At 59.1% G+C, this 25,463-nt stretch carries 28 protein-coding genes; 25 read left to right on the forward strand and 3 right to left on the reverse strand.

The window, feature by feature from the left end; genetic code table 11:
• Positions 1 to 144: 144 nt before the first annotated feature.
• Genes WG936_RS10660 through WG936_RS10685 form a run of 6 tightly spaced genes read left to right on the forward strand, consistent with a single transcriptional unit; the run spans position 145 to position 5,203 of the window.
• Positions 145 to 1,446 (forward strand): homoserine dehydrogenase, encoded by a 1,302-nt coding sequence (locus WG936_RS10660; protein ID WP_339572903.1) that lies wholly within the window; start codon positions 145 to 147, stop codon positions 1,444 to 1,446.
• A 2-nt stretch (positions 1,447 to 1,448) separates the two neighbouring features.
• Positions 1,449 to 2,516 carry a threonine synthase gene (gene thrC, locus WG936_RS10665; RefSeq protein WP_339572904.1) on the forward strand — a complete coding sequence of 356 codons (1,068 nt, stop codon included), beginning with the start codon at positions 1,449 to 1,451 and terminating at the stop codon, positions 2,514 to 2,516.
• The gene (gene thrB, locus WG936_RS10670) at positions 2,513 to 3,403 is read left to right on the forward strand and encodes a homoserine kinase (protein WP_339572905.1); all 891 of its coding nucleotides are present in this window, start codon (positions 2,513 to 2,515) and stop codon (positions 3,401 to 3,403) included. The genes thrC and thrB overlap by 4 nt, the downstream gene beginning before the upstream one ends.
• A gap of 36 nt (positions 3,404 to 3,439) precedes the next feature.
• The gene (locus WG936_RS10675; protein ID WP_339572906.1) at positions 3,440 to 3,997 is read left to right on the forward strand and encodes a hypothetical protein; all 558 of its coding nucleotides are present in this window, start codon (positions 3,440 to 3,442) and stop codon (positions 3,995 to 3,997) included.
• Complete coding sequence (locus tag WG936_RS10680; RefSeq protein WP_339564442.1) at positions 3,994 to 4,467, forward strand: hypothetical protein; 474 nt, start codon at positions 3,994 to 3,996, stop codon at positions 4,465 to 4,467. Before WG936_RS10675 ends, WG936_RS10680 begins: the two co-directional genes overlap by 4 nt.
• Entirely contained in the window at positions 4,460 to 5,203 is a 744-nt protein-coding gene (locus tag WG936_RS10685; RefSeq protein WP_339572907.1) for a hypothetical protein, read from the forward strand. The genes WG936_RS10680 and WG936_RS10685 overlap by 8 nt, the downstream gene beginning before the upstream one ends.
• Here the strand turns inward: WG936_RS10685 and WG936_RS10690 are convergent.
• The gene (locus WG936_RS10690; protein WP_339572908.1) at positions 5,200 to 6,501 is read right to left on the reverse strand and encodes a hypothetical protein; all 1,302 of its coding nucleotides are present in this window, start codon (positions 6,499 to 6,501) and stop codon (positions 5,200 to 5,202) included. The genes WG936_RS10685 and WG936_RS10690 overlap by 4 nt on opposite strands.
• 50 nt (positions 6,502 to 6,551) lie before the next feature.
• Positions 6,552 to 8,270: a long-chain fatty-acid--CoA ligase gene (locus WG936_RS10695; RefSeq protein WP_339572909.1), complete on the reverse strand. Its 1,719-nt coding sequence runs from the start codon at positions 8,268 to 8,270 to the stop codon at positions 6,552 to 6,554.
• A gap of 357 nt (positions 8,271 to 8,627) precedes the next feature.
• Here WG936_RS10695 and rho point away from each other — a divergent pair, with 357 nt between their 5' ends.
• The 17 genes from rho (at position 8,628) to WG936_RS10780 (ending at position 23,750) form a co-directional block, all read left to right on the forward strand.
• Positions 8,628 to 10,556, forward strand: a complete 1,929-nt coding sequence (rho, locus tag WG936_RS10700; RefSeq protein ID WP_339564446.1) for a transcription termination factor Rho — start codon at positions 8,628 to 8,630, stop codon at positions 10,554 to 10,556.
• Positions 10,556 to 11,626, forward strand: coding sequence for a peptide chain release factor 1 (gene prfA / locus WG936_RS10705; RefSeq protein ID WP_339564447.1), 1,071 nt, complete (start codon positions 10,556 to 10,558; stop codon positions 11,624 to 11,626). The genes rho and prfA overlap by 1 nt, the downstream gene beginning before the upstream one ends.
• A gap of 1 nt (position 11,627) precedes the next feature.
• Positions 11,628 to 12,464 carry a peptide chain release factor N(5)-glutamine methyltransferase gene (gene prmC / locus WG936_RS10710; protein WP_339564448.1) on the forward strand — a complete coding sequence of 279 codons (837 nt, stop codon included), beginning with the start codon at positions 11,628 to 11,630 and terminating at the stop codon, positions 12,462 to 12,464.
• Positions 12,465 to 12,505: 41 nt separating this feature from the next.
• Entirely contained in the window at positions 12,506 to 13,156 is a 651-nt protein-coding gene (locus tag WG936_RS10715) for an L-threonylcarbamoyladenylate synthase (protein WP_339564449.1), read from the forward strand.
• A gap of 1 nt (position 13,157) precedes the next feature.
• The gene (locus WG936_RS10720) at positions 13,158 to 14,288 is read left to right on the forward strand and encodes an MraY family glycosyltransferase (protein WP_339564450.1); all 1,131 of its coding nucleotides are present in this window, start codon (positions 13,158 to 13,160) and stop codon (positions 14,286 to 14,288) included.
• Positions 14,289 to 14,304: 16 nt separating this feature from the next.
• Positions 14,305 to 14,715 carry a hypothetical protein gene (locus WG936_RS10725; protein WP_339564451.1) on the forward strand — a complete coding sequence of 137 codons (411 nt, stop codon included), beginning with the start codon at positions 14,305 to 14,307 and terminating at the stop codon, positions 14,713 to 14,715.
• 363 nt (positions 14,716 to 15,078) lie between these two features.
• A complete protein-coding gene (gene atpB, locus WG936_RS10730) occupies positions 15,079 to 15,891 on the forward strand; it encodes a F0F1 ATP synthase subunit A (RefSeq protein ID WP_339564452.1) in 813 nt (270 codons plus the stop codon).
• Between the two features lie 94 nt (positions 15,892 to 15,985).
• The gene (locus WG936_RS10735) at positions 15,986 to 16,228 is read left to right on the forward strand and encodes an ATP synthase F0 subunit C (RefSeq protein WP_339564453.1); all 243 of its coding nucleotides are present in this window, start codon (positions 15,986 to 15,988) and stop codon (positions 16,226 to 16,228) included.
• 39 nt (positions 16,229 to 16,267) lie between these two features.
• A complete protein-coding gene (locus WG936_RS10740) occupies positions 16,268 to 16,837 on the forward strand; it encodes a F0F1 ATP synthase subunit B (RefSeq protein WP_339564454.1) in 570 nt (189 codons plus the stop codon).
• A 5-nt stretch (positions 16,838 to 16,842) separates the two neighbouring features.
• Positions 16,843 to 17,661, forward strand: coding sequence for a F0F1 ATP synthase subunit delta (locus tag WG936_RS10745; RefSeq protein WP_339572910.1), 819 nt, complete (start codon positions 16,843 to 16,845; stop codon positions 17,659 to 17,661).
• A 57-nt stretch (positions 17,662 to 17,718) separates the two neighbouring features.
• The gene (gene atpA, locus WG936_RS10750) at positions 17,719 to 19,359 is read left to right on the forward strand and encodes a F0F1 ATP synthase subunit alpha (RefSeq protein ID WP_339564456.1); all 1,641 of its coding nucleotides are present in this window, start codon (positions 17,719 to 17,721) and stop codon (positions 19,357 to 19,359) included.
• Positions 19,360 to 19,414: 55 nt separating this feature from the next.
• Entirely contained in the window at positions 19,415 to 20,392 is a 978-nt protein-coding gene (locus tag WG936_RS10755) for a F0F1 ATP synthase subunit gamma (RefSeq protein ID WP_339564457.1), read from the forward strand.
• 3 nt (positions 20,393 to 20,395) lie between these two features.
• Complete coding sequence (gene atpD / locus WG936_RS10760; RefSeq protein ID WP_339564458.1) at positions 20,396 to 21,844, forward strand: F0F1 ATP synthase subunit beta; 1,449 nt, start codon at positions 20,396 to 20,398, stop codon at positions 21,842 to 21,844.
• A gap of 12 nt (positions 21,845 to 21,856) precedes the next feature.
• Positions 21,857 to 22,231 carry a F0F1 ATP synthase subunit epsilon gene (locus WG936_RS10765; RefSeq protein ID WP_339572911.1) on the forward strand — a complete coding sequence of 125 codons (375 nt, stop codon included), beginning with the start codon at positions 21,857 to 21,859 and terminating at the stop codon, positions 22,229 to 22,231.
• A gap of 101 nt (positions 22,232 to 22,332) precedes the next feature.
• Positions 22,333 to 22,788 carry a DUF2550 domain-containing protein gene (locus tag WG936_RS10770; RefSeq protein WP_339572912.1) on the forward strand — a complete coding sequence of 152 codons (456 nt, stop codon included), beginning with the start codon at positions 22,333 to 22,335 and terminating at the stop codon, positions 22,786 to 22,788.
• Positions 22,789 to 23,481: an endonuclease NucS gene (gene nucS / locus WG936_RS10775; protein WP_339572913.1), complete on the forward strand. Its 693-nt coding sequence runs from the start codon at positions 22,789 to 22,791 to the stop codon at positions 23,479 to 23,481. It begins immediately after the preceding gene.
• Positions 23,481 to 23,750, forward strand: coding sequence for a hypothetical protein (locus WG936_RS10780; RefSeq protein ID WP_339572914.1), 270 nt, complete (start codon positions 23,481 to 23,483; stop codon positions 23,748 to 23,750). The genes nucS and WG936_RS10780 overlap by 1 nt, the downstream gene beginning before the upstream one ends.
• Here the strand turns inward: WG936_RS10780 and mce are convergent.
• The gene (gene mce, locus WG936_RS10785; protein WP_445227788.1) at positions 23,743 to 24,195 is read right to left on the reverse strand and encodes a methylmalonyl-CoA epimerase; all 453 of its coding nucleotides are present in this window, start codon (positions 24,193 to 24,195) and stop codon (positions 23,743 to 23,745) included. The two genes, WG936_RS10780 and mce, sit on opposite strands and share 8 nt — an antisense overlap.
• Positions 24,196 to 24,236: 41 nt before the next feature.
• On the opposite strand from mce, the gene WG936_RS10790 reads away from it, so the two are divergent.
• Positions 24,237 to 24,536, forward strand: coding sequence for a thiamine-binding protein (locus tag WG936_RS10790; protein WP_339564463.1), 300 nt, complete (start codon positions 24,237 to 24,239; stop codon positions 24,534 to 24,536).
• Positions 24,536 to 25,366 carry a tetratricopeptide repeat protein gene (locus WG936_RS10795; protein WP_339564464.1) on the forward strand — a complete coding sequence of 277 codons (831 nt, stop codon included), beginning with the start codon at positions 24,536 to 24,538 and terminating at the stop codon, positions 25,364 to 25,366. The genes WG936_RS10790 and WG936_RS10795 overlap by 1 nt, the downstream gene beginning before the upstream one ends.
• Positions 25,367 to 25,463: the final 97 nt, after the last annotated feature.

Here is a 25,463-nt window from a genome sequence, read left to right on the forward strand (position 1 = left end):
AGCCACCCAAACGGGGTCTCTCGCACACCTGAACGTGCCGGAGGCCCCGTTCTCGCTATGATGAGACTGGCAAACGAGCTAGTCAGACCACGAATAATCTGCAATAATGGGTAAATTATTCGCGACTGTAAAAGGGGAGCATTGATGAGTGGAAATCCTGAGAAGAACCAAGCCACGGTGGGAATCGCCATCTTGGGTCATGGCACCGTCGGTAGCGAGGTGCTCCGTCTCATGGGTGAATACTCTGAAGACCTGACGCAGCGCATCGGGGGACAGCTGGAGATCAAGGGCGTGGCGGTGTCCGACGTGGCAAAACATCGGGACTCCGTTCCTGCCGAATTGCTCACCGAGGACGCCATGGCCCTGATCCAGCGGCCAGACGTGGACATCGTGGTCGAGGTTATCGGCGGCATCGAATACCCACGCCAGCTAGTGCTCGCGGCTTTGCAAGCTGGTAAGTCAGTAGTGACCGCGAACAAAGCCCTGGTAGCAGCTCACGCCGCCGAACTGGCAGCTGCTGCCGATGAAGCCGGCGTTGACCTCTATTACGAAGCCGCAGTGGCCGCTGCCATCCCCGTGATCGGCCCACTGCGTCGCTCTCTGGCTGGTGACCGCGTCAAGTCCGTCATGGGTATTGTCAACGGCACCACCAACTTCATCCTCGACGCAATGGATTCCACGGGAGCTTCCTATGACGAGATGCTCGCCGAGGCCACCCGACTGGGCTACGCGGAGGCAGACCCTACGGCAGACGTGGAAGGCCACGATGCCGCCTCCAAGGCAGCCATCCTGGCAACCCTGGCATTCCATACCCGCGTCACCTCCAAGGATGTCTACTGTGAGGGCATCTCCAAGATCACCGCAGCTGACATAAACGCAGCTAAACGCGCTGGCCACGTAATCAAACTGCTGGCTATCTGCGAGCGCGTAGATGGCAAAGTTTCCGCCCGCGTCCACCCGACGCTGATTCCGCGCGAACACCCACTGGCAAGCGTGTCCAAATCCTTCAACGCCATCTTCGTGGAGGCCGAAGCTGCTGGACGCTTGATGTTCTACGGCAATGGTGCCGGTGGCGCGCCGACCGCCTCCGCGGTCCTCGGTGATCTCGTGGGCGCCGCCCGCAACAAGGTGCACGGTGGTCGCGCGCCCGGGGACTCCACCTACGCAAACCTGCCGATCTGCGATTTCGGCGATGTGACCACGCGCTACCACGTGGACATGGACGTCAACGACCAGGTTGGCGTGCTCGCGCACATTTCGGAGCAGTTCTCCGCCAGCGGCATCTCCCTCCGCACTGTGCGCCAAGAGGAAAAGGGCGAGAACGCCCGCCTCATCGTGGTCACGCACTCAGCTCGCGAACGCGATCTAGCGGGGGTAGTGGAAAAGCTCGCCCAGATGGACGAAGTAAAGTCTGTAAACAGCGTGATCCGACTGGAGAGTGAGTAAGAATGAACGCAATTCACCGTGGCTGGCAGGGCCTGATCAACGAATACCGCGCCTACATGCCCTTTGGTGATGACGTAGCCGCCGTCACCCTGCAGGAGGGCGCAACCCCCCTCATCAAGGCGAATCACCTCTCCGAGCTGACTGGCTGTGAGGTCTACCTCAAGGTAGAAGGTGCCAACCCTACAGGTTCCTTCAAGGATCGCGGTATGACTGTTGCCGTCACCGATGCGGTGCATCAGGGCAAGAAAGTCCTGATGTGTGCATCTACGGGCAACACTTCGGCCTCTGCAGCCGCCTATGCGGCTCGCGCAGGCATCAAGAGCTGCGTACTGATCCCCGAGGGCAAGATTGCGATGGGCAAACTCGCCCAGGCCGTCATGTACGGCGCGGAGATCATCCAGGTCCAGGGCAACTTTGATGATTGCCTCGAGCTGGCCCAAAAGACCTGTGTGGATCACCCGGAGATCGCACTGGTGAACTCCGTCAACCCGATGCGCATTGAGGGCCAGAAGACGGCCTCCTTCGAAATCATCGATGTCCTCGGCGACGCCCCAGATATCCACGCGTTGCCAGTCGGTAACGCGGGCAACATCACCGCGTACTGGAAGGGCTACAAGGAGTTCCACGCTGCAGGCAAGGCGACGAAGCTGCCACGCATGCTGGGTACCCAGGCCGCTGGCGCAGCTCCGCTGGTAGAAGGCGCGCCGGTACTGCAGCCGGAGACGATTGCCACCGCGATCCGCATCGGCAACCCTGCCTCCTGGCACGGTGCGATGGCGGCAAAGGAAGAGTCGCAGGGACGCTTCCACGCCGCCACGGATGAAAAGATCCTGGAAGCCTACCGTCTCATCGCGGCCAAGGAAGGCATCTTTGTTGAGCCAGCCTCTGCGGCTTCGGTTGCTGGCGTACTAGCAGCTCTGGACGACGGCTGGCTGGAGAGGGGACAGACCATCGTGTGCACCGTCACCGGCAATGGCCTGAAGGACCCGGATACCGCGCTGCTGTCCATGCCTGAGCCGCATCCTATCGAGGTGGATCCGCAAGCTGTGGTGGAGGCACTAGGTCTGTGAAGGTCCACGTCCGCGTACCTGCATCATCAGCAAACCTCGGCCCGGGCTTTGATTCCCTCGGCCTCGCGCTAGGGCTTTATGACGACGTCGAGGTGGAAACCCAGGACGGCTTCGAGATTCAGATCGAAGGCGAAGGGGCCGGCACCCTGCCCCGTACGGAAAAACACCTCGTGGTCCGTGCCATCCGGAGTGCGCTCACTGCCGCCGGGGTAACGGTTCCTGGGATGCGGGTGCGCTGCGTGAACAGGATCCCGCAGTCGCGTGGCCTCGGCTCCTCTGCCTCGGCAGCGGTGGCCGGGGTGATGGCGGGCAATGCGCTCGCCGGTCGGGCATTGAGCCCAGAGCAGCTGGTGCACCTGGCCTCGGTTTTGGAAGGGCACCCGGACAATTCTTCCGCCTCCGTGTTGGGCGGGATGGTGATTTCCTGGACGCAGGATGCAGAGGAAGGCACCGTCTATCGCGCAGTGCGGGCGAATCCGCACCCTGAGCTGCGGGCGACGGCATTGGTGCCGGACACGTTTGCGTCGACAAGCGAGGTGCGCCGCGTGCTGCCCGCGTCGGTGCCGCATGTCGACGCCCGTTTTAACCTTGCCCGTGCCGCTTTGCTCACCCATGCCATTCAGCATGATCCGGCGCTGCTTTTTGAGGCAACGAAGGATCGTCTGCACCAGGGGTATCGTGCCAAAGCCCTGCCTGTGACCACCGAATGGGTGGAGCGCATGCGTGGCGAGGGCCTTGCAGCTTTTGTTTCCGGTGCTGGGCCCACCGCGCTGGCATTGCATACCGAGGCCTTCCCGGAAAAACTGCGCAACGAGGCTCTTGCAGCCGGGTTGCGGGTGCTCGATCTCCCGATCGTCGACGGCGCCGAAGTTGAGACACTCGATTAGCCTGCGGGTTTCCTGAATGCTGCTTATACTTTCTGCGTGACCACAAATAGATCCATATTGGGCTTTGTGGCGTATCTGCTGTCGGGTCTGTTGACACGAGGCAACATCGCGCTGCTCATGGCCGTGGCGGTGGTAGGTCTGTTGGGCCTATCGGGTGGCTTCGGGCAGGCAGCCCCCAGCACCCTAACGAAGGCGAGCGCCGTAGACGCATCAGGGGCGTACACCCCGGACATCGATGCCAAGGCATATCGCGTCCAGGTGGGCAGGTCGCGCTCCGTGGACGGAAAGATCGAGGTCCCCATGCGAATTACCATCACCGGTGGGCAACCGATGAACGGCAGTTGGGACCTGAACAATGCTTTCACCTTGGAAGGCGTGGAAGGCTATCCGACCTTCGAAAGAGCAGCGGACCCATTTCCGCGGAGCGTGTTGACGTTGTCGCCGGGTGTTACTACCGAAATTGTGGGAGTGTGGCCCGATTCTCCGGGTGAGAAAACCCTGGTCATTAATTCACTCATCTGGCGTGCCTCCTCCTTAGACGGCTCGATGCAGTGGCTGGACCCCACTCCGGTAGCGCAGGTGACTGTGCGGTGAAGCAGAAAATCAGTCTGGCAGTGCTGGTGCTGCTCGCAGTAATCATTGGCACTGCGGTTCGGGAGAAGATGCCACAAGCGGAAGCTGTCTACAACCGCCCCTTCGAATATGAGACCAGCGCACCCCGATTCGGGACGCTGGGCACAGTGGAGGCGCGGCTGAGCGACAGTGTCGATGGGTACCACACCACAGAGACATTCGTTGCTGTGACCTTCGAGTTCACTCGATCCGAGTATGAAGCCGCTCCGATGGTCGGGATGATTGACGGAAAGAAGCGCAAGGTGCGGTCCCTCCAGATCCCGCGCTGTAGCTCCAGTCAAACCGGAGTGCCAGGAACGTGCACGGTGGAGTTCGAGGTTGCCAAGGATGCCGTCGCAGGGTCGCAGTTAAGATTCGCCCCGGGTTGGACCGAAGCTGGCGCGCCCGTGATCGTCCGGCCACTGGAAATCACTGGAGGAAGCAATGGCTGAGCAGGAGCTTAGCGACGCCCAGCGCTGGGAAGTCGAACAAGCCGTAGACCAAGAGCTCGAGCGAATCAAGACCCAAGCCGGGAAAGATGAGCGCTCCTGGCTGCGCCGAAACAAATGGTGGTGCCTTGCGGCAATTCCCGCCGCGGCAGTGCTCATTGTGGCATCATCATTCAGATTTGTGCACATTTACCAACCGAATCACTTCACGGATGCCCTCGCCGTCCCCGTCGGAGAGACAACCTCGTTTGACCGGGAATTTGTCACCGAGGAGTACACGTTCCGGCGTGCTGCATCGGTGGAGGCATTCGCGCTGCAAAAACTAGCGCCAGGGCAGATCCCAGATTTCCAGCCGACGGCCGATGTAGAGCTCTGGGCCGTGGCCCTGAAGTGGAAGGCAGCTCCAGAGACAACGCTGTCCTATTGTCGAACCTGGCTCAAGGACACTGCCGGTGTGGAATACGGCAACTATTCCGCGTTGATCGGGGACAAAAAATTCGATCAAAACTTTGATAGCAACTTCGCTTGCGTCCCTCCGAAAACACCCGGGCCAAATGCGCCATCTATGTTCGAGCCAAACCCCACTGTGGACCCCGCAGCGATGCGACCGGAGGAATGGAACAAAGTGATCGTGTTTGCCCTGCCTCCAGGAGTCACCCCGGACAGTGTGCACATCGGTTGGGAACCACCGTTCCGTATTGACCTAGAGCTGCCAGAACGGGGGCACGACCTTGTCTAAGTCGCCGTGGTAGCGGTGATTTCTTCCTCCGCAGCGGCTGAAGCATCCTCGGCGTAGGAATGCTGAAGATAACGGTCCAATGCTGCAGCTAGCAGCGGCAATGCGACCATGAAGTAGCCAACTCGCGCCACAACGAGTACGTAGGGTTGTAACGTGGCGTAGACCAGCATCTCTCGCGGCCCAATTAGTGCTCGCCCTGCGAACACAATGCCCAATTCGGCCACAGAACACAGCATGAAGATCAGGCAGAATACGATCATCGGCACCAGCCCGGCCACCGCCAGTTTCTTCAGCCCTTCCCAGGACAACTTGATCGGACCCCAGATGGGCTGCGCGGCGGTATCGAGCAGGGATTGTGCCTGGGTGCGTGTTGCCGTGCTTAGCGACGACCAGCGCGGTGACTTCTTGACATGTTTGCTACTCGTTGCTGCGGTGGCCTGGTTGGTGGTAGCCGTGGGCACCAGGGTGGTTCCGAAGAGCACTGCGCCCAGCGTCAGCCACGCCAAGGGGACAACGATGACGTCATCAAGCTTGGCGATCACCATGCCCGCGCCTAGGTATAGTTTGCCTAGCAATCCAGCTTTCGCAATGAGAAGAGCTTTGAGCTCCAGGGCATTGTGGTAAGCGGGTGCGATCACTTCGCGGGTGTATAGCCACTGCTTGATCTCCATGAATTTGATCGCCAACGTCGCGGACAAGGACACCATCCACAAGGCTTCTAAATAGGCGGATAGGGTAGCGAAGCCGAAATTGCGCTCGCCAAGGGCGAAGAAGCCGATCAGTTTGCGGGCTAAAAGGACCACAATGATGAGTGCGAGGACGGAAACGGTGTCGTCGATAAGCATGCGGCCGTAGTCGGTGGTGCTAAAAGTGTTGACGGCCTCGTCCAGCGTCGCATCGTAGACAAACGCCCGGGTATCTTCCTTCAACAGACCGTTGGAAGCATAAACGGTGAGAAACGGGACGAGTAGCCCACCGATGGTGAGCAAGCGAGTCTTAGTGAGTTTGCTGGCGCCCGGAGACTTCACCGCGGTGGACAGGAAAGGCAGGCTCGGCTGCATGATCCACAAGGCGACGATGAGACCAGCCATCACCGCCAAAGGAGCTAGCGGCAGGATCAAGTGCGCCAATAACGGAGAATGGTCGGAGACCACGACAGCTAGCCACAAAGTTGCCGCACGTACCGCAAATGCGAGACAAAGCACTACGAACAGCGCCGGGAAATGCCTCAAGAGCAACGTGAGGGCCCGAACCGGAATCACCAAGGACTCCACACCTGAAGCCAACAGTTTCTTCACCGCAATAGTATAGGCATGCCCAGGCCTTCAGCGCTGGTTAAAGGTGTTCACTATTCAGGTTTGGACTCGCCTGGGCCCGTCAGCTTAATCACGTGGTATTCGCCGTTGGCGAGGTGCTGTCGCAGATCCTTCTTGTCAAACTTGTTCACCGAAGTCTTGTCGATGCTATCCACGAACGCCCAGTACTCCGGAAGCATCCACCGTGGTAACCGGTCCCGCAAACTATCGCGCAGGGCTTCGGCAGTGGCCTTATTCGGCTCGATGCCCTGATGTAGCACGGTGACTGCCAAGGGGCGCTGACCCCACTTATCATCGGGAAAGCCGATAACGGCGGATTCCACCACGTCCGGGTGCTCCATCACCATGTTCTCTAGCTGCACCGAGTAGATCCACTCGCCACCCGAGCGAATCACGTCGCGGGCACGATCCTCCACGGTCAGGAATCCATCCTGAGTCACTGAGCCGACATCGCCGGTACGCAGCCAACCATCCGCAGTGAACTGTTCCGGAGCGTCCTCTACCGGCTCATTGCGAAACACTGCCGCTGGACCCTGATCGTCCTCAGCCACCGAATGGTAGTAGCTCGCCGTAACCCAGGGGCCTTTGACTTGAATCTCGCCTTGGTTGCGGTCCGAGGATGCCACTACCTGGCCGTCGTTGACCACCCGGTACTGCACTGAGGCAGGGAAGCGACCCTGGCTGACTCGGTACTGCCAGCGCTGCGCGCCAGAAACACCACGTGGTGGTCGGGCGACGGTTGCAACCGTCGAGGTCTCCGTCATACCCCACACGTGGACAATATCCACGCCATAGCGTTCTTCCCACAGTTTGATCAGCACCGGCGGGACCGGGGAGCCACCGACGAAGATCTCCTGCAGACTCATGCGCTCCGGCGGGTTGTTCAGATAGTGGACCATCAGGGAAATCCAGATCGTTGGCACACCGTGGGCCACGCGTGGGTGGGTTTGCGCGATGATCTCCGCCAGGCCCTCAGAGCTGGTTTCCGCGCCGGGGAAGACCAGGGGAGTGCCCGACATGAAGGCGGCCATCGGAACGCCCCAGCTCAGGACGTGATAGATCGGGATACAGCAGAGGAAAGGATCGCCATAAGCAATGCCCATCGAGTCCATCGTGCGCAGGCTCATCGTCTGCAAATACATCGAGCGGTGCGAATACGCCACCGCTTTCGGCGCGCCCGTGGTGCCGGTGGAATAGCAAATGGCGCCAGCGGTGCGCTCGTCGAGCTCCGGCCACTCGTAGGTGCTGGGGAGGCCGTCGATAAGCGCCTCAAGCGAAAAAGTAGCGATGCGCTCGGGGGCTTCCGAAGTATCCACCGGCGTCAATCCGGTAAACACCACGGCGCGCACCTTGGGGCAGTTGGGGAGCAGCGGCCACAGCAAGGGGGCGAGCTGCGGCTCGACGAAGACCACTTCCATCTCGGAGTGATTGATGATGTGCTGGATCTGATCGCCCATCAGCTGCTTATTGAGCGGAGTGAACACGGCACCCTTACACATTGTGGCGAACATCACTTCAAGGTGTTCGACACGGTTATTGAGCAAGGTTCCGACCCGCTGGTCCCCGTCAATACCTAAGGTGTTTTCCAGTGCGTGGGCGAGCGCGGATGCACGGGCACCGATATGTGCGAAGGTCTGCTCGGAGCCTCCCTCGCTGGTCCAGGTGGTTACCGTGGTTTCTCGGTGAACGGTTCTCGCGTATTCCAGAATACGCGAAACCAGCAGCGGCATATCCGACATCGTGCTCAGCATGAATACCACTCTAGCGGTGTGACAGGGGGCATGGCAGTGGCTTGACATGATCAGTCCAGTGGTGCGTTGATGTTGCGTCGATGTCAGAAAATGAAAACCAATGCGCTACACTTGCTGGTGAACCGACGTGAAGCTGGTCGAGAGCTATCTAAAGCCATCGAGAGCTTCAGCGCAGTAGGTCCCAAAGAAACCAACTTGGGCGGCAATTCTAGCGGTCGGTGACTCTTGTTTTATTTTTCGCACGCATCGTGGGGACTTCCCCGGGCCTGCGGTTATAGGTGCAATGCACCTCGCTATGAATTCCACAGAAGCTTCCGGTTCTCTTAATTGAACCCTTGAAGCGACGAAAGGATATCTGTGACTCAACCAGACAGCGCCGCACAAAGCGACGGCGCTTCCCAAAACCTTGGCGCACTCCGTATGCCCGAACTCCGCAAACTCGCGGAAGAGCGTGGTATTCGAGGAATCTCCGGACTGCGCAAGTCGGAACTCATCGCCGCCATTCAATCCGGTGGCAAGTCCGCACCAGCAGCGGAGAAACCCGAAGCTGGCAATGCTGACGACGGCGAGGGCGCACGCGCACCACGCCGTCGTCGCGTGACGAAGACGCAGCCCGCTGCAGAGAACGCGGCGGAAACTGCACCTCAGTCGGAACAGCCTCAGCACGCCGAGAGCGAGCACAACGGTGGCCAGGACAATAACGAGAACAAGTACGAGTCTCGTTCCGCCGCCCGCCGCGCTCGCCGCAACCGGGCGCGTTCCGCACAGCGGGAGGACAACCGCAGCGAGAACTCAGCTCAGGATTCCGAGCAGGGGGGCAACCAGAACTCTGCTAAGGGCGAATCCCACAACGACAACTCCAAGAACTCGCAGTCTGAGCAGCAGGAACGCTCTGAGCGCTCTGAACGCCCTGAGCGTGGCGACCGTGGCGACCGTGGTGACCGCAACGAGCGAAATGACCGTGGAGATCGCAGCGAAGAGGACCGCAACGAGCGGGGTGGCCGTGGTCGTCGCAACCGCCGTGACCGGGGCCGTAATCGCCGCGACCGCGGTGACCGCGACAACCGCAACACCGACACCAACGACGAAATCCGCGAAGGCGACGTACTTCAGCCTGTGGGCGGCATCCTCGACATCGTGGACAACAACGTCGCATTCGTCCGCACCACCGGCTACCAGGCTGGCACCGCCGACGTGTTTGTCACCCAGCAGATGATCCGCAAGTGCGGGCTGCGCCGTGGTGACGCCATCACCGGCCAGGTCAAGATGCCACGTGAGGGCCAGCCTAATAATCATGGTGGCGGCCGAAATCGCCAGAAGTACAATGCGCTCGTCCGCGTTGACTCGGTGAACGGCAAGCCAGTCGAGGAAGCTCGCAACCGGCCAGACTTTGCCAAGCTCACGCCGCTGTACCCGAATCAGCGCCTGCGCCTGGAGACGGATCAGAAGATCCTGACCACCCGTGTCATCGACCTGATCATGCCGATCGGTAAAGGCCAGCGCGCCCTGATTGTCTCCCCGCCGAAGGCCGGTAAGACGACGATTCTGCAGAACATCGCCAATGCGATTGCTACCAACAACCCAGAGTGCTACCTCATGGTCGTGTTGGTGGACGAGCGACCAGAAGAAGTCACCGACATGCAGCGCAGCGTGAAAGGCGAGGTTATTGCCTCCACCTTCGATCGCCCGCCAGGAGAGCACACTGCCGTGGCTGAACTGGCAATCGAGCGTGCGAAGCGCCTCGTGGAGCAGGGACAGGACGTCGTCGTGTTGCTTGACTCCATCACCCGCCTGGGCCGCGCCTACAACAACAGCTCCCCAGCATCCGGTCGTATTCTTTCCGGTGGTGTGGACTCCAACGCCCTGTACCCACCGAAGCGTTTCCTCGGTGCTGCCCGCAACATCGAAAACGGCGGTTCGTTGACCATCATCGCCACCGCGATGGTGGAGACCGGCTCCGCTGGTGACACCGTGATCTTCGAAGAGTTCAAGGGCACCGGTAACGCCGAGCTCAAGCTGGATCGCAAGATCTCCGAGCGACGCGTCTTCCCAGCCGTTGACGTGAACCCATCCGGCACCCGTAAGGACGAGCTGCTGCTGGTTCCGGAAGAGGCTCGCATCATGCACAAGCTGCGCCGCATCCTCTCCGCGCTTGATAATCAACAGGCCATTGACCTGCTGATTAAGCAGCTGAAGAAGACCAAGTCCAATGGTGAGTTCCTCATGCAAATTGCTTCTTCCGCGCCGATGGCTGCAGATCAAGGAAATGAAGAGGAATACTCCTAATGTCTGAAGTTTCCGTTGTCGACGATATTTTGTCGGAATACCAGGGCCTCGAGGCCCAAATGCAAGACCCGGAGTTCGCTAACGACTCTGCGCGGGTGCGCAAGGCCGGTAAGCGCTACTCCGAGTTGCAGCCGATCATCAACGTCTACCGCGAGCTCACTCAGGCTAAGGAGGACCTCGCAGAAGCCAAGGAATTGGCCTACGAGGACCATGATTTTCAAGGAGAGGTGGATCGCCTCGAACCGCAGGTGCTGGAGCTTGAGGAAAAGCTCACCGACCTGCTAGCGCCGCGCGATCCGCATGACTCCGAAGATATCGTCATGGAGATCAAGGCGGGTGCTGGTGGCGAAGAAGCCGCGCTGTTCGCTGGTGATTTGCTGAAGATGTACCAGAAGTACGCCGAGAAGCATGGCTTTGCCACGGAAATCCTCGGTCTGGCCGAATCTGATCTGGGCGGTGTTAAAGACATCACCCTTTCGATCAAGTCGAAGCAGCCTTCCCGCGACGGCGCGTGGAGCGTCTTCAAGTTCGAAGGTGGCGTCCACCGCGTCCAGCGCGTCCCAGTCACTGAGTCGCAGGGCCGCATCCAAACTTCCGCCGCCGGTGTGCTGGTATACCCAGAACCCGACGAGGTTGAGGACGTGGAAATCGACGAGAAGGAGCTGCGTATCGACGTCTACCGTTCCTCCGGTAAGGGCGGCCAGGGCGTGAACACTACTGACTCCGCAGTGCGTATCACGCACCTGCCAACGGGCCTGGTAGTGACCTGTCAGAAGGAACGCTCTCAGATTCAGAACAAGGCCCGCGCGATGCAGGTGCTTGCCGCTCGCCTGCAGCAGATGCAGGAAGAAGCAGCCGACGCGGAGGCCGCCGAGGGGCGCGCCGCGCAGGTGCGCACCATGGATCGTTCTGAGCGCATCCGTACCTACAACTGGCCGGAAAACCGCATCTCCGACCACCGCATCAACTACAAGTCCAATAACCTGGACGCAGTATTGAACGGTGACATGGACGATCTGTTTGTAGCTCTCCAAGCCGCAGATCGCGCGGCCAGGCTCGAAGCCGAGTAAATTGGCTAGCCTCCGCCAAGCGACCGCCACCCTAGCTGCAGCCGGGGTGGCTTCGCCGCTTTTCGACGCCCAAACCCTCGCCGCGTATGTCCTCGGGTGCTCCCGAATGGATCTGATCCTGCATGACACGGAAAACCTGCCTGAAAAGTTTGCGGACTTAGTGGCCAGGCGCGCGCAGCGCGTGCCGCTGCAGCATCTCCTAGGAACAGCTCCTTTTGGGCATCTCGAATTGGCCGTTGGGCCAGGGGTTTTTGTCCCACGCCCGGAGACGGAGTTGCTGGGAGAGTGGGCGGTGCAGTGGGTGCGGGCTCGGGGCGTCGATAAGCCGCGTGTGGTTGATCTTTGTACCGGCAGCGGGGCGCTGGCGCTCTACCTTGCCACGCTGCTGCCGGATGCGGAGGTCACCGCTGTCGAGTTGGACCCGCGGGCCGCAGCCTGGACGCAGCGGAATATTGCGACGCTAGCACCGCAGGTTCGGCTAGAGCTGGGCGATGTCACCTCGCCCACCGTGCTCACCGAACTAAGCGGCAGTTGCGATCTCGTGGTGAGCAATCCACCCTATGTGCCAGAGAGTACGCAGGTAGATCCCGAGGTTCGGGTGGATCCGCACCACGCCGTGTTCAGCGGTGATAGTGGAATGGATGTCATCGAAGCGATGCTTCCGGTGCTGGCACGGCTACTCAAGGTCGGGGGAGCGCTCGGGATTGAACACGATGACTCAACGGCGGCGCAGGTTCGTGCGGTGCTGGAACAAGCGGGCTGTTTCGGAAACATCGTTTCGCACCGCGACTTCGCTGGCCGTGACCGTTACGTTAGCGCGGAGAAAATCTGCGAGTAAGCTAATCGTTTGATTACCCACAATGTCTTAGGAGTACAACAGTGAGTCGAGTCTACGACTGCCAAGACCCAGCCACCCGCGCCCTCGGACTGCGCGCTGCTAGCGACGCGGTTCGCTCCGGTCGACTTGTGGTCCTGCCAACAGATACCTTGTACGGCCTGGGCTGCGATGCCTTTGACAACAACGCTGTGGCTTCCTTGCTGCAGACTAAACAACGTGGTCCTGATATGCCCGTTCCGGTGTTGGTCGGCTCTTGGGATACGATCCAAGGCTTGGTCCACACCTACTCTGACCAGGCGCGCACGCTGGTCGAGGCCTTTTGGCCGGGCGGACTATCCATCGTGGTTCCGCAGGCTCCCTCGTTGAGCTGGAACTTGGGGGATACCCGTGGCACCGTGATGCTGCGTATGCCACTGCATCCGGTGGCAATCGAGTTGCTGCGCGAAACTGGTCCAATGGCGGTGTCCTCTGCAAATATCTCGGGACACACTCCACCGACCACCGCGATTGCGGCGAAGCAGCAGCTGGGCAACGCGGTCAACGTCTACCTCGACGGTGGCGAATGCCCAGTCGGCCAGCCATCCTCCATTATTGACCTGTCGGGAGAACAACCAAAGCTGTTGCGCGAAGGAGCAATCTCAGCTCAGCAGATCGCGGAAGTGCTAGGGGTAACGGCAGAAAGCCTGCGCTGAAATGGGAGCCGGAGCAGTGGGGGTACCGCTGCGCGAAATAGCCTTGGTCTTGATCGTCGCCGCCGCGGTGACCTTCCTGAGCACAGGCATCGTCCGCTATCTGATAGTCCGATGGGGCCGGATGGCGGCGATTCGCGAGCGTGACGTCCACACGATTCCGAAGCCACGTCTGGGTGGTGTCGCTATGTTTTCCGGGTTCCTCTCCGCAGTGTTTCTGGCGGATCAGTTGCCCGCCCTTACTAGAGGCTTTCGCCCAATCACGCCAGAAATGGATGCAGTGGTGTGGGCTGGCTTTGTCATCGTGCTCGTTGGAGTACTGGATGACCTGTTTGAATTAGATGCCATCACCAAGCTGATCGGACAGCTCGCCGGCGCGGTGGTGATGAGTTTGCTTGGCCTGTCTTGGACGCTGCTGTATATGCCCTTCGGGGAGGGGAGCACGCTAGTACTCGACCAAGTCCAGTCAACTGTCTTGACAACGCTGTTTACGGTGATGCTGATCAACGCCATTAACTTTGTCGACGGCCTTGATGGCCTCGCCGCCGGGCTTGGCATGATCGCGGGGCTGGCGATCCTTATCTTTGCCATCACCGTCCTGCATGACCAGGGCGGTACCGTGTCCGCGTATCCGCCAGCGATTATTGCTGCTGGGTTGGTGGGAGTATGCGCGGGATTCTTGCCCCACAACTTTGAGCCGGCGCGCATCTTCATGGGGGACTCCGGTTCGATGCTGATCGGGCTGCTGCTCGCAGCGGCGGCTACCTCCGCCTCGGGCAAGATCAACATGAGTTTGTATGGCGCTGCTGACATCGTGGCCGTGCTTTCCCCGTTCATCGTCGTTGTCGCTGCAGTGTTCGTGCCTACCTTGGACCTGATCCTGGCAGTCGTGCGTCGTGTCTCGCAGGGGAAGTCGCCCTTCGCTGCGGATAAAATGCACCTGCATCACCGGCTGCTGGCCCTCGGGCATTCGCATCGACACGTGGTACTTGTGCTCTACGGGTGGGTCTCAGTGGTTGCATTCGGCGCCGTGGGCTTTACGGTTTTTCCGGCCCAGGTGGCCATCGTGGGCATTGCGATCGGTGTGCTGCTGGCTATCGGCTGGACACTCCTGCCGTTGCGAAGAGCTCGGTGAGGTAGGGTAGCTGCTTGTGAAAAGTGAGTATGATGACCATCGGCGTCCGCTATTGCGCGCCCTCAAATTCGGGTGGCTGGGCTTGGCAGTAGCCACCGTTATTTCGCTGGCCGCGTGGGGAGCCTTCCGTGATTTGCCCGGGATATGGGGCGTGGTGCTCGGGGCGTCGATAGGTGGCGGCTTCATGTTGTTGACCGTGCTGAGCGTGCTGGCTACCTCAAATACCAGCCCCGCCACCACGGGTGCGGTAGTGCTGGGCAGCTGGCTTTTTAAAATCGTGGTGCTCCTGATCGCGCTGTACTTCCTGCGCGATATGCACTTCTATGATCGGATCGCCTTCATTGTCACAGTTGTGGTTGCGCTGATCGTAGTGCTGGGTAGCGAAGTCTGGGGAGTTGTTACCTCTAAGGTGACTTATGTTCACTAAGGGGGCTGATGAGTACCCCCGAATAGCCCACCTATTCAACCTTGTGACCTAGCTTACAAAGTGGAAATTCCCCGGTCACGCTATATTTTGCTTTTGTGCTGTATATTGCTTTTTCCTACCCCCCACCCAACTTGGGAAAAACGCAATCAGTCCTGATAGTCTGCAAGACGGGCAATCTCCATCAGAATCCGCAGCTCAGTGCGCGGGGAAACGACTGATGGGGTTTCCCCGCAGGTTCACTTTGATGATGTGCGACGGAGTCCAAAGTGGATCAAGCAAGATTTTTAGACCTCCATCGCACCGTTTCTTGCAGAAGAAACGGCCCGAACACGGGAGAGAACGCTGAGCGTTACAACTTTGTCCATGAAGGGTGAGTTTCACGCACCTAATCTGGACCATGAACTTTTCCCGGGGCATGTGACCGATGATGGCGACGTAGTGGGCATGCTGCTCACTGGTTTTGCTAACAACTGGTTCGCACTTGATCGTTTGATGTTGATTCGTCTTCTGATGACTCTCATCCTCGCGGTCTTTTTTGTTGTCGCAATGCGCAGCCCGAAGCTCATCCCTTCTGGTGTGCAGAACTTCGCAGAACTCTGTTTAGACTTCGTGCGTATTCATATCGCTGAGGACATCCTTGGAAAGAAAGAGGGTCGTCGGTTCCTTCCGGTAATTGCGACCATCTTCTTCCTCGTTCTCTTTATGAATGCGCCGACAGTCATTCCTGGACTGAACATTTCGCCAAACGTGCGCATTGGTATGCCACTGATTTTGGCGCTGTTCGGCTACGTGGTCTTCATTTACGCCGGCGCTAAGCGCTATGGCTTCTTCAAGTACCTGAAGTCTTCTGTGGTTATTCCTAACCTGCCGCCACTGCTTCACGTTTTGGTGGTGCCAATCGAGTTCTTCTCGACGTTCATCATGCGACCCGCCACGTTGACCTTGCGTCTTCTGGCAAACATGCTGGCTGGTCACATCATCTTGGTTTTGCTGTTTTCTGCCACTAACTTCTTCTTCTGGCAGTTCAACGGTTGGACCGGGATGTCCGTCGTGACCATCTTTGCCGCGATTGCGTTCACGTTCTTCGAGCTCTTGGTCGTCTTCCTGCAGGCGTACATCTTCGCCCTGCTGGTAGCCGTCTACATCGAACTATCGCTGCACGCAGACGAACACTGACCCCACGGAGCTTTAACGGCTCCATAATCTGAAAATCATCAATATCACTTGCTCACCCGACAACCGGGGGAGCACCCAGAAAGGGAACGACACAATGAACGAACTGATCCTCGCTCAGGACGCTGCTGGCATGTCCGGTAACCTCGCAACCATCGGCTACGGCATCGCTACCATCGGCCCAGGCCTCGGCATCGGCATCCTCGTCGGCAAGGCACTCGAGGGCATGGCACGTCAGCCTGAGATGGCCGGCCAGCTCCGTACCACCATGTTCCTGGGCATTGCATTCGTTGAAGCACTCGCCCTCATCGGCCTGGTCGCCGGCTTCCTGTTTGTTTAATCGAACAGACCTCGATAGCAAAAAGAAAGCACAAGGATTATGACGAACGTCATCACTTACCTCGCCGCTGAGGGAGGTGGACTGCCACTCGAGACCGGCAACCCACTCCTGATGCCGAAGGCTTACGACATCGTCTGGTCCCTCGTTCCGCTCGTCGTCGTCCTGTTCATCTTCTGGAAGCTCGTTCTTCCGAAGTTCCAGGAGGTCCTGACTGAGCGTGAGGACCGGATTAAGGGTGGTATCCAGCGCGCTGAGGCTGCTCAAGCTGAAGCCAAGGCTGCCCTTGAGAAGTACAACGCACAGCTCGCTGAGGCACGCGCTGAAGCTGCACAGATCCGCGAAGAAGCCCGTGAAAAGGGCAAGCAGATCGTTGCAGAAATGAAGGCACAGGCCGTGGAAGAGAGCAACCGCATCATCGCATCCGGTGAAAAGCAGCTTGAGGCTCAGCGCCAGCAGGTTGTCACCGAACTGCGCCAAGAGATGGGTCAGAACTCCATCAATCTGGCTGAGCGCCTCATCGGCGAGCAGCTGTCCGACAACGTTAAGCGTTCCGGCACGATTGATAAGTTCCTGTCCGAGCTCGATTCTGTGGCTCCGGCCGGAAAGTAGGCGACATGCACGCAGCTAGCCGCGAAGCACTGACGAAGACTGCTCAGACGCTTGATCAATGGATCAACAACTCTGATCAGGCGATCGCAGCTGCCTCCCAAACCGGTGCTGAGCTGTTCAGCATCGTCGAGGTTCTCGACGGCGACCGTGGCTTGCGTGTCGCTGTGGCTGATTCTTCAGCCACTGCCGAGCAGCGAACTGGCCTGATGCGCGCTGTATTCGGTGGCAAAGTTTCCCAGATGACTCTGGATTTTGCCCTCGAAGCAGCACAGCAGATCTGGTCAACTCCCCGCGAGTTCCGTACCGGACTCGTTGAGCTGGGCCGTCGCGCCCTACTGCGTTCTGCTGAGAAGCAGGGCCAGCTGGACAGGGTAGAGGACGAACTGTTCTCCCTCGGTCGCATCCTCAAGGATGAAACCGAACTTGCACAGCTGCTGGGGGACCGCAACACGAATGCTGATCGCAAGCGCGAGCTGCTGGCCAACGTCCTCTACGGCAAGGTAACCGCCGTCACCGAGGCACTGGCTAAGCAGGCAGTCGGACGCCCAGAGGACAACCCAATCGATGACATGGCAGCTCTTGCTTCCCTCGCAGCTGGTCTGCGTGGCAAGGAAGTAGCCGTTGTGCAGTCTGCGGAACCTTTGAACGCGATCCAGACCGATGCACTGGCAGTCAAATTGGGCCACATTTACGGTCGTGAGGTGAGCATCCACACTGAGGTTGATCCCAGCCTCCTCGGTGGACTGGTCATCCGCGTTGGCGATGAAGTAATCGACGGCAGCACCTCGGGCAAGCTCGAGAAGCTCCGCACGAGCTTTGTTTAGAACACGACTATTAGAAGACATAAATTGCTGGAAGAAACAACCGAGAGCAGGAAGAACATGGCGGAGCTGACGATCTCCTCCGATGAGATCCGTAGCGCGATTGCGAACTACACCTCGAGCTACTCCCCGGAGGCCTCCCGTGAGGAGGTCGGCGTGGTCATTTCGGCAGCTGACGGTATTGCCCAGGTTTCTGGTCTGCCGTCTGTTATGGCGAATGAGCTGCTCGAGTTCCCAAACGGCGTTATTGGCGTCGCACAGAACCTCGACACCGATCGCATCGGCGTCGTAATTTTGGGTAACTACGAGACTCTTACCGAAGGCGACGAAGTAAAGCGGACCGGCGAGGTCCTTTCCATTCCGGTCGGAGATGCATTCCTCGGCCGCGTTATCAACCCACTGGGTCTGCCTATCGACGGCCTTGGCGCCATCGATAAGGAAGAAGACCGCGTCCTGGAACTGCAGGCACCTTCCGTGCTGCAGCGCCAGCCGGTCGAAGAGCCACTGGCTACTGGTATCAAGGCAATCGACGCAATGACCCCAATCGGTCGCGGTCAGCGTCAGCTGATCATTGGCGACCGCAAGACCGGCAAGACCGCGGTCTGCATCGATACCATCCTGAACCAGAAGGCAAACTGGGAGTCCGGCGATGTCGACAAGCAGGTGCGTTGCATCTACGTCGCCATCGGTCAGAAGGGCTCGACCATTGCCGCCGTCCGCAAGACCCTCGAAGATCATGGCGCTCTGGAGTACACCACCATCGTGGCTGCTCCAGCATCTGACTCCGCCGGCTTCAAGTGGCTCGCACCATTCGCAGGTGCCGCACTGGGCCAGCACTGGATGTACCAGGGCAAGCACGTTCTGGTCATTTACGATGATCTGACCAAGCAGGCAGAAGCCTACCGTGCGATTTCGCTGCTGCTGCGCCGCCCACCAGGCCGAGAAGCATACCCAGGCGACGTGTTCTACCTGCACTCTCGTCTGCTGGAGCGTGCTGCAAAGCTTTCCGACGACATGGGCAAGGGCTCCATGACGGCACTGCCGATCATTGAGACGAAGGCAAATGACGTTTCCGCCTTCATTCCGACCAACGTCATCTCCATTACTGACGGCCAGGTCTTCTTGGAGTCCGACCTGTTCAACCAGGGCGTTCGTCCAGCAATTAACGTTGGTGTTTCGGTGTCTCGTGTTGGTGGCGCCGCTCAGACCAAGGGCATGAAGAAGGTCGCAGGTTCCCTGCGTCTGGACCTCGCTGCCTACCGCGATCTCGAGGCATTCGCTGCGTTCGCTTCTGACCTGGATGCTGCATCCAAGGCTCAGCTGCAGCGCGGTCAGCGTCTCGTTGAGCTGCTCAAGCAGGCGGAGAACTCTCCACAGGCTGTTGAGTTCCAGATCGTCTCCATCTTCCTCGCCGGTGATGGCCACTTCGATAACGTTCCCGTCGAAGATGTCCGTCGCTTCGAGGTAGAGCTGCATGACTACCTGCGCTCCAACGCTGCAGGTGTCTACGATCAGATCGCTGGTGGCGCTGCACTGTCCGACGAGTCCAAGCAGACTCTGATCCAGAGCACCGAGGATTTCAAGCACATCTTCGTGACCACCGAGGGCTCCCCAGTCATCGGTGAGCCAGAGGTTGACCCAATGTCCGAGGGTGACCTCGGCAAGGAGCAGCTGACCGTTTCCCGCAAGGTGAACAAGTAGTTTCATCACATGAATCAACAAGTTCAACCGAGCATGAGAAGGGAGGCGTAACACCATGGCTAATCTTCGCGAACTGCGTGACCGCATCAAGTCGGTCAAGTCAACGAAGAAGATCACCAAGGCTCAAGAGCTGATCGCTACTTCGCGTATCACCAAAGCTCAAGGACGAGTCGAGGCCGCTAAGCCGTATGCAGAGGAGATCCGCAAGGTTACCGAAAAGCTGCTTGCTGCTTCCAGCCTGGATCACCCAATGCTTCGCGAACGACCAAACGGTAAGCGCGCTGCCATTTTGGTGGTCACCAGTGACCGCGGCATGGCCGGCGGTTACAACTACAACGTCTTCAAGAAGGCACGCGAATTGCGTGCTCTCCTTGAGGCGAAGGGCTACGAGCCAGTTATTTACGTATCCGGCAACAAGGGTGTCGGCTACTACAAGTTCCGTGGTCAGGAGGTAGCAGGCGCTTGGACCGGCTACACCCAGGATCCGGGCTACAAGGAGACGCACGACCTGCGTCGCCACCTGATTGACGGTTTCATCGCAGGTTCGGAGGGCACTGCAAAGTGGCGTCCGGGTCTCAGCGCTGATGAAGGCGAAGCGATTCAGGGATTCGATCAGGTACACGTTGTGTACACGCAGTTTGTGTCCATGTTGACGCAGACGCCTGTTGCTCATCAGCTGCTGCCAATTGAGCCAGTGATCGAAGACAAGGAGCTCGACTTCGAGCAGGGCATCCTCGCCGACCCAGGCGAGATCCACTCTGATGTCGAGTTCGAGCCAGACGCGGATACCCTTTTGGCAGAATTGCTGCCAAAGTACGTATCTCGCAGCCTGTTTGCGATGCTTCTGGAGGCTTCTGCTTCCGAGTCGGCGTCGCGACGCAACGCAATGAAGTCTGCAACCGACAACGCTACGGCGTTGGTAAATGACCTCTCTCGCGTGGCAAACCAGGCACGTCAGGCTCAAATTACCCAGGAAATCACAGAGATCGTCGGTGGCGCCGGTGCGCTCGCCGAAAGCGGAGAAAGTGACTAGATTATGACTACAGCTCTTGTAGAGCAGAACGCACAGCCAGGCGCATACGCCTCTGGCCGTGTCGTGCGTGTCATCGGTCCGGTCGTCGACGTGGAATTCCCGCGTGGCGAGCTGCCGGCCCTGTTCAACGCACTGACTGTTGAGGTCACCCTCGAAGCAGTCGCAAAGACCATTACCCTCGAGGTTGCACAGCACCTCGGCGACAACCTGGTTCGTGCCGTCTCCATGGCACCTACCGACGGCCTCGTCCGCGGCACTGAGGTAAAGAACTCTGGCAAGCCAATTTCTGTGCCTGTCGGTGACGTCGTTAAGGGCCACGTGTTCAACGCCCTCGGCGACTGCCTCGATGATCCTTCAGTCAGTGAAGGTGTAGAGCGCTGGGGCATCCACCGCGATCCACCTCCATTCGACCAGCTCGAAGGCAAGACCGAGATCCTCGAGACCGGCATTAAGGTCATTGACCTGCTGACCCCTTACGTTAAGGGCGGCAAGATTGGTCTTTTCGGCGGCGCAGGTGTGGGTAAGACCGTCCTGATTCAGGAAATGATTACCCGTATTGCACGCGAGTTCTCCGGTACCTCCGTTTTCGCAGGCGTCGGCGAGCGTACCCGTGAGGGCACCGACCTCTTCCTCGAAATGGAAGAGATGGGCGTTCTCCAGGACACTGCACTCGTGTTCGGCCAGATGGACGAGCCACCGGGAGTCCGTATGCGCGTGGCGCTGTCCGGTCTGACCATGGCGGAGTACTTCCGCGATGTGCAGCACCAGGACGTGCTGCTCTTCATCGACAACATCTTCCGCTTCACCCAGGCTGGTTCTGAGGTTTCCACGCTGCTCGGCCGTATGCCGTCTGCAGTGGGTTACCAGCCAACCTTGGCTGATGAGATGGGTGTTCTCCAGGAGCGCATTACCTCCACCAAGGGTAAGTCGATTACGTCTCTGCAGGCCGTCTACGTGCCTGCCGACGACTACACCGACCCAGCTCCAGCCACCACCTTCGCCCACCTGGATGCCACCACCGAGCTTGACCGTGGTATCGCTTCCAAGGGTATCTACCCTGCAGTGAACCCACTGACCTCTACCTCTCGTATCCTCGAGCCAGGTATCGTCGGCGAGCGTCACTACGAAATCGCGCAGCGCGTGATTCGTATTCTGCAGAAGAACAAGGAACTCCAGGACATCATCGCCATCCTTGGTATGGACGAGCTGTCTGAAGAGGACAAGATCACCGTTGCCCGCGCGCGTCGCCTCGAGCGCTTCCTGGGCCAGAACTTCTTCGTCGCAGAGAAGTTCACCGGTATCCCTGGTTCCTACGTTCCTCTGGAGCACACCATCGATGCTTTCGAGCGCATCTGCAACGGCGAGTTCGACACCTACCCAGAGCAGGCCTTCAACGGTCTGGGTGGCTTGGACGACGTCGAGGCTGCGTACAAGAAGCTCACCGAGAAGTAAGGGGCAGCAACCATGGCTGATATCACCGTTGAATTGGTTTCCGTCGAGCGCAAATTGTGGTCTGGCCAAGCCAGCATCGTTACCGCTCAGACGACCGAAGGTGAGATCGGCGTGCTGCCAGGCCACGAGCCAATGTTCGGCCAGCTGGTCGAAAATGGCGTTGTGACCATCCGCCCCGTGGACGGCAAGAAGCTTACTGCTGCCGTCCAGGGTGGTTTCCTCTCGGTTAGTACCGACAAGGTGACCATCTTGGCTGACTACGCTATCTGGGCCGAAGAGGTTAATTCCTCCGACGCTGAGTCTGCACTGTCTGTTGCCGGGGATGAGTCTTCAAAGGCACGCGCTGAAGCAGAACTACGCGCGGTTCGCCGCGCTCAGGAAGCCTAAGGCTTCTAAGAACAACAGAGCCCGCCGATCACTCGGTGGGCTCTGTTGTCGTTTTCGGGGCAAGTTGATCTACAATAGGCCCTTATAACGAGGAGGTTTCAGTGGATATTGTCGTGCTAACTTTTATCGCGCTTATCGCCCTACTGGCATGTCTAGCTGTTTGGCGCTTCCTCAACCATCGCCATTCCGGCACCCAGGTCCTCATGCGCCGAGTTCCCGCTCAGGATGCGCGAGGTTGGCGACACGGAGTGATTCAATATCACGGCGAGAAACTTGACTTTTACAAGCTCCGCTCCATCAGCCCCAATCCTGATATCAGCTTTGATCGCTGTGGGTTTTTGTTGAAAGACCGTCGTAACCAGACGGCCTTTGAACAAAAATTCATGGAATCAAGCCGCCGGATTATTGCGTTGAAGACTAACCAAGGCGAATTTGAATGGGCGCTTGACCCACATGCGGAGATGGCCTTGCTAGCCTGGATTGAATCCGCGCCTACTCAGCCTTTGCAGCGGATGGATGTTAAGACCGCGCAAAAGTACTTGAGGAAAGAAAAATAAATGCGACTAGTGATCGCCCAGTGCGTCGTAGACTACGTTGGTCGGCTCGAATCACACCTTCCTGAAGCCACGCGCCTGCTGTTGGTGAAGGCCGATGGCTCCGTGAGTGTGCATGCCGACGACCGCGCCTACAAGCCACTGAATTGGATGACGCCCCCGTGTACGCTCGTCGAACAGCCCGTCCTGGACCTCGAAGGCACGAACACCGGTGAGCAGCTGTGGATCGTTGAGAACAAGAAGGGCGAGCAGCTGCGCATTACGATCCGTGAGATCATTGCCGATGTCACCCACGAGCTCGGCACCGACCCAGGGTTGGAAAAAGATGGTGTCGAGGCGCATTTGCAGGAGCTGCTGGCAGAGCACATCAACACGCTAGGCGAGGGCTATAAGCTCATCCGCCGCGAATATCCAACCGCCATCGGTCCGGTGGACATTCTGTGCCGCAACGAGTCCGGGGAGACCGTCGCTGTGGAGATCAAACGTCGGGGCGGTATCGACGGCGTGGAGCAGCTCACCCGCTACCTGGAGCTGCTCAACCGCGACGAGCTCCTGCGGCCCGTGCATGGCGTCTTTGCCGCACAGGAGATCAAACCCCAGGCGCGTACTCTGGCCGAAGACCGCGGTATCCGTTGCGTTGTGTTGGACTACCAGGACTTGCGGGGCATTGAATCCAACGAGCTGCGTCTGTTCTAATGTCGCGCCGGAACAAGTACAACCGGCCGGCGCCGCGCGAACTACCCCGGGACGGCGCGGCCTATTGGGGTACCAGATCCGCCACCGACCGCGACGGCGTGGAGTATCTAGTCCGGCAGATGGGTGCAACCCGGGCCACTAAGTTCTATATCTGCCCGGGGTGCAACCAAAATATCCCGCCCGGAATCGCCCACGTGGTGGCGTGGGAGCCCGGACGGGAGGACGACCGCAGGCACTGGCATAAGCCGTGCTGGGCGAGGTTTACTTAGGCTCGGTGATCTCCAGTAGCACGCCGCCAGCATCCTTAGGATGCACGAAGTTGATGCGCGCGCCGCCGGTGCCGATCTTTGGCTCTGGGTAGAGCAGACGCACATTGTTGGCATGCAAGTGCTCGCAAAGGGCATCCATGTTGTTGGTACGCAGACACATCTGCTGCAGGCCGGGGCCCTTCTTGTCGATGAACTTCGCGATGGTGGACTCTTCGTTCAGCGGAGCGAGCAGCTGAACCATGCCATCGCGCGCTGTCATATCCTTAGGGCCGATCATTGCCTCGCGGACGCCCTGCTCCTCGTTGACCTCTTCGTGGTGGTTGACCCAGCCGAATGCGGAACGGTAAAACTCAACCGCTGCGTCGAAGTCTGGGACGGCAATGCCGACGTGGTCGAGGCAGGTGATGTACTCGTGAGGGATTTCGATGTTTGCAATATCAGACATGATCCCATTCTAGTTCGCGCTATCCCACTATGCTGGGGTTCATGATTATTGCCTTTTCAGTTGCCCCTGCGGTAACCAATGAAAGCGCGGACATGGCCGACGCTGTTGCGGAGGCCGTGCGCATTGTTCGTGAGTCCGGGCTCCCCAATGAGACGAATGCGATGTTTACGCTGGTTGAGGGGGAGTGGGATGAGGTTATGGGCGTCGTGAAGCGCGCGACGGATGCGGTGCTCGCAGTGAGCCCGCGCGCCTCCCTCGTAATCAAGGCGGACATCCGGCCCGGTTACACGGGACAGCTGCAGCAGAAGGTAGCCTCCGTAGAGAAACGATTGGAGCAATAATGGCCGTAGTTGATCTAGCAGAACTGAAAGCACGCGCTGATGCCAAGGCCGCAGCCGCCGGCGGGGACGTCGCCACCACCACGACCCTGACGCAGGAGAATTTCGAAGCGACCCTGGGGTTGTCAATGAAGGTGCCGGTGGTTGTCCTCGTAGGAACCTCCCGCAGCCCGGAATCCGAAGAACTCCGGCACAATCTGAGCACCCTGGCCTCCCAAGCAAACCGCACCTGGCTCTTTGCCTATGTCGACGCCGACACCACGCCGCAGATCGCGCAGGCCTTCGGCATCACCGGCCTGCCCAGCGTCATTGCGCTTGCCGACGGCCGGCCGCTCGCCAACTTTGAAGGCGGTCAGCCGCTGGATGCCCTGCAACAGTGGACCGCGGCGGTGGTCAATGCGGTGGCCGGAAAACTACCGGGCTTGGGTGAGGAGAAGCCAGAAGATCCCCGTCTCGTGGCGGCGGCTGGCCTGCTCGATGCAGGCGATTTTGAGGGCGCGATCGCGGCCTATGAGGAGATCCTGAAAAAGGAACCCGCAAACAAGGAAGCCAAGACGGCGCTCGACAACGCGAAGCTGGTGGCGCGACTCGCGACTGCGGAAGGCGACCCAATCTTGGCTGCCGATGCCGATCCTAAGGATGTAGACAAGCAACTGGCGGCTGCCGACGCCCAGATCGCGGTTGGCGCAGTGGAGGAGGCTTTCGAGCGTCTCATCCAGCTACTTCCGAACGAGGACGTGAAGAAGCGTCTCATCGAACTGTTCGCGGTGTTCGAGGCTGGCGATCCACGGGTGAAGGTCGCGCGGGCGAAAATGGCGAGCAAACTTTTTTGATGCAGTTGAAGGGGATTTGGCTGGGCCTTGCTAGTTGTGCAGCGGCAGACCTGTTCCTGGCAATTGTGTGGTGGCAAGAACGACATGATCAGGTATT

The organism is Corynebacterium sp. H127, assembly GCF_037482665.1.
GTDB lineage: Bacteria > Actinomycetota > Actinomycetes > Mycobacteriales > Mycobacteriaceae > Corynebacterium.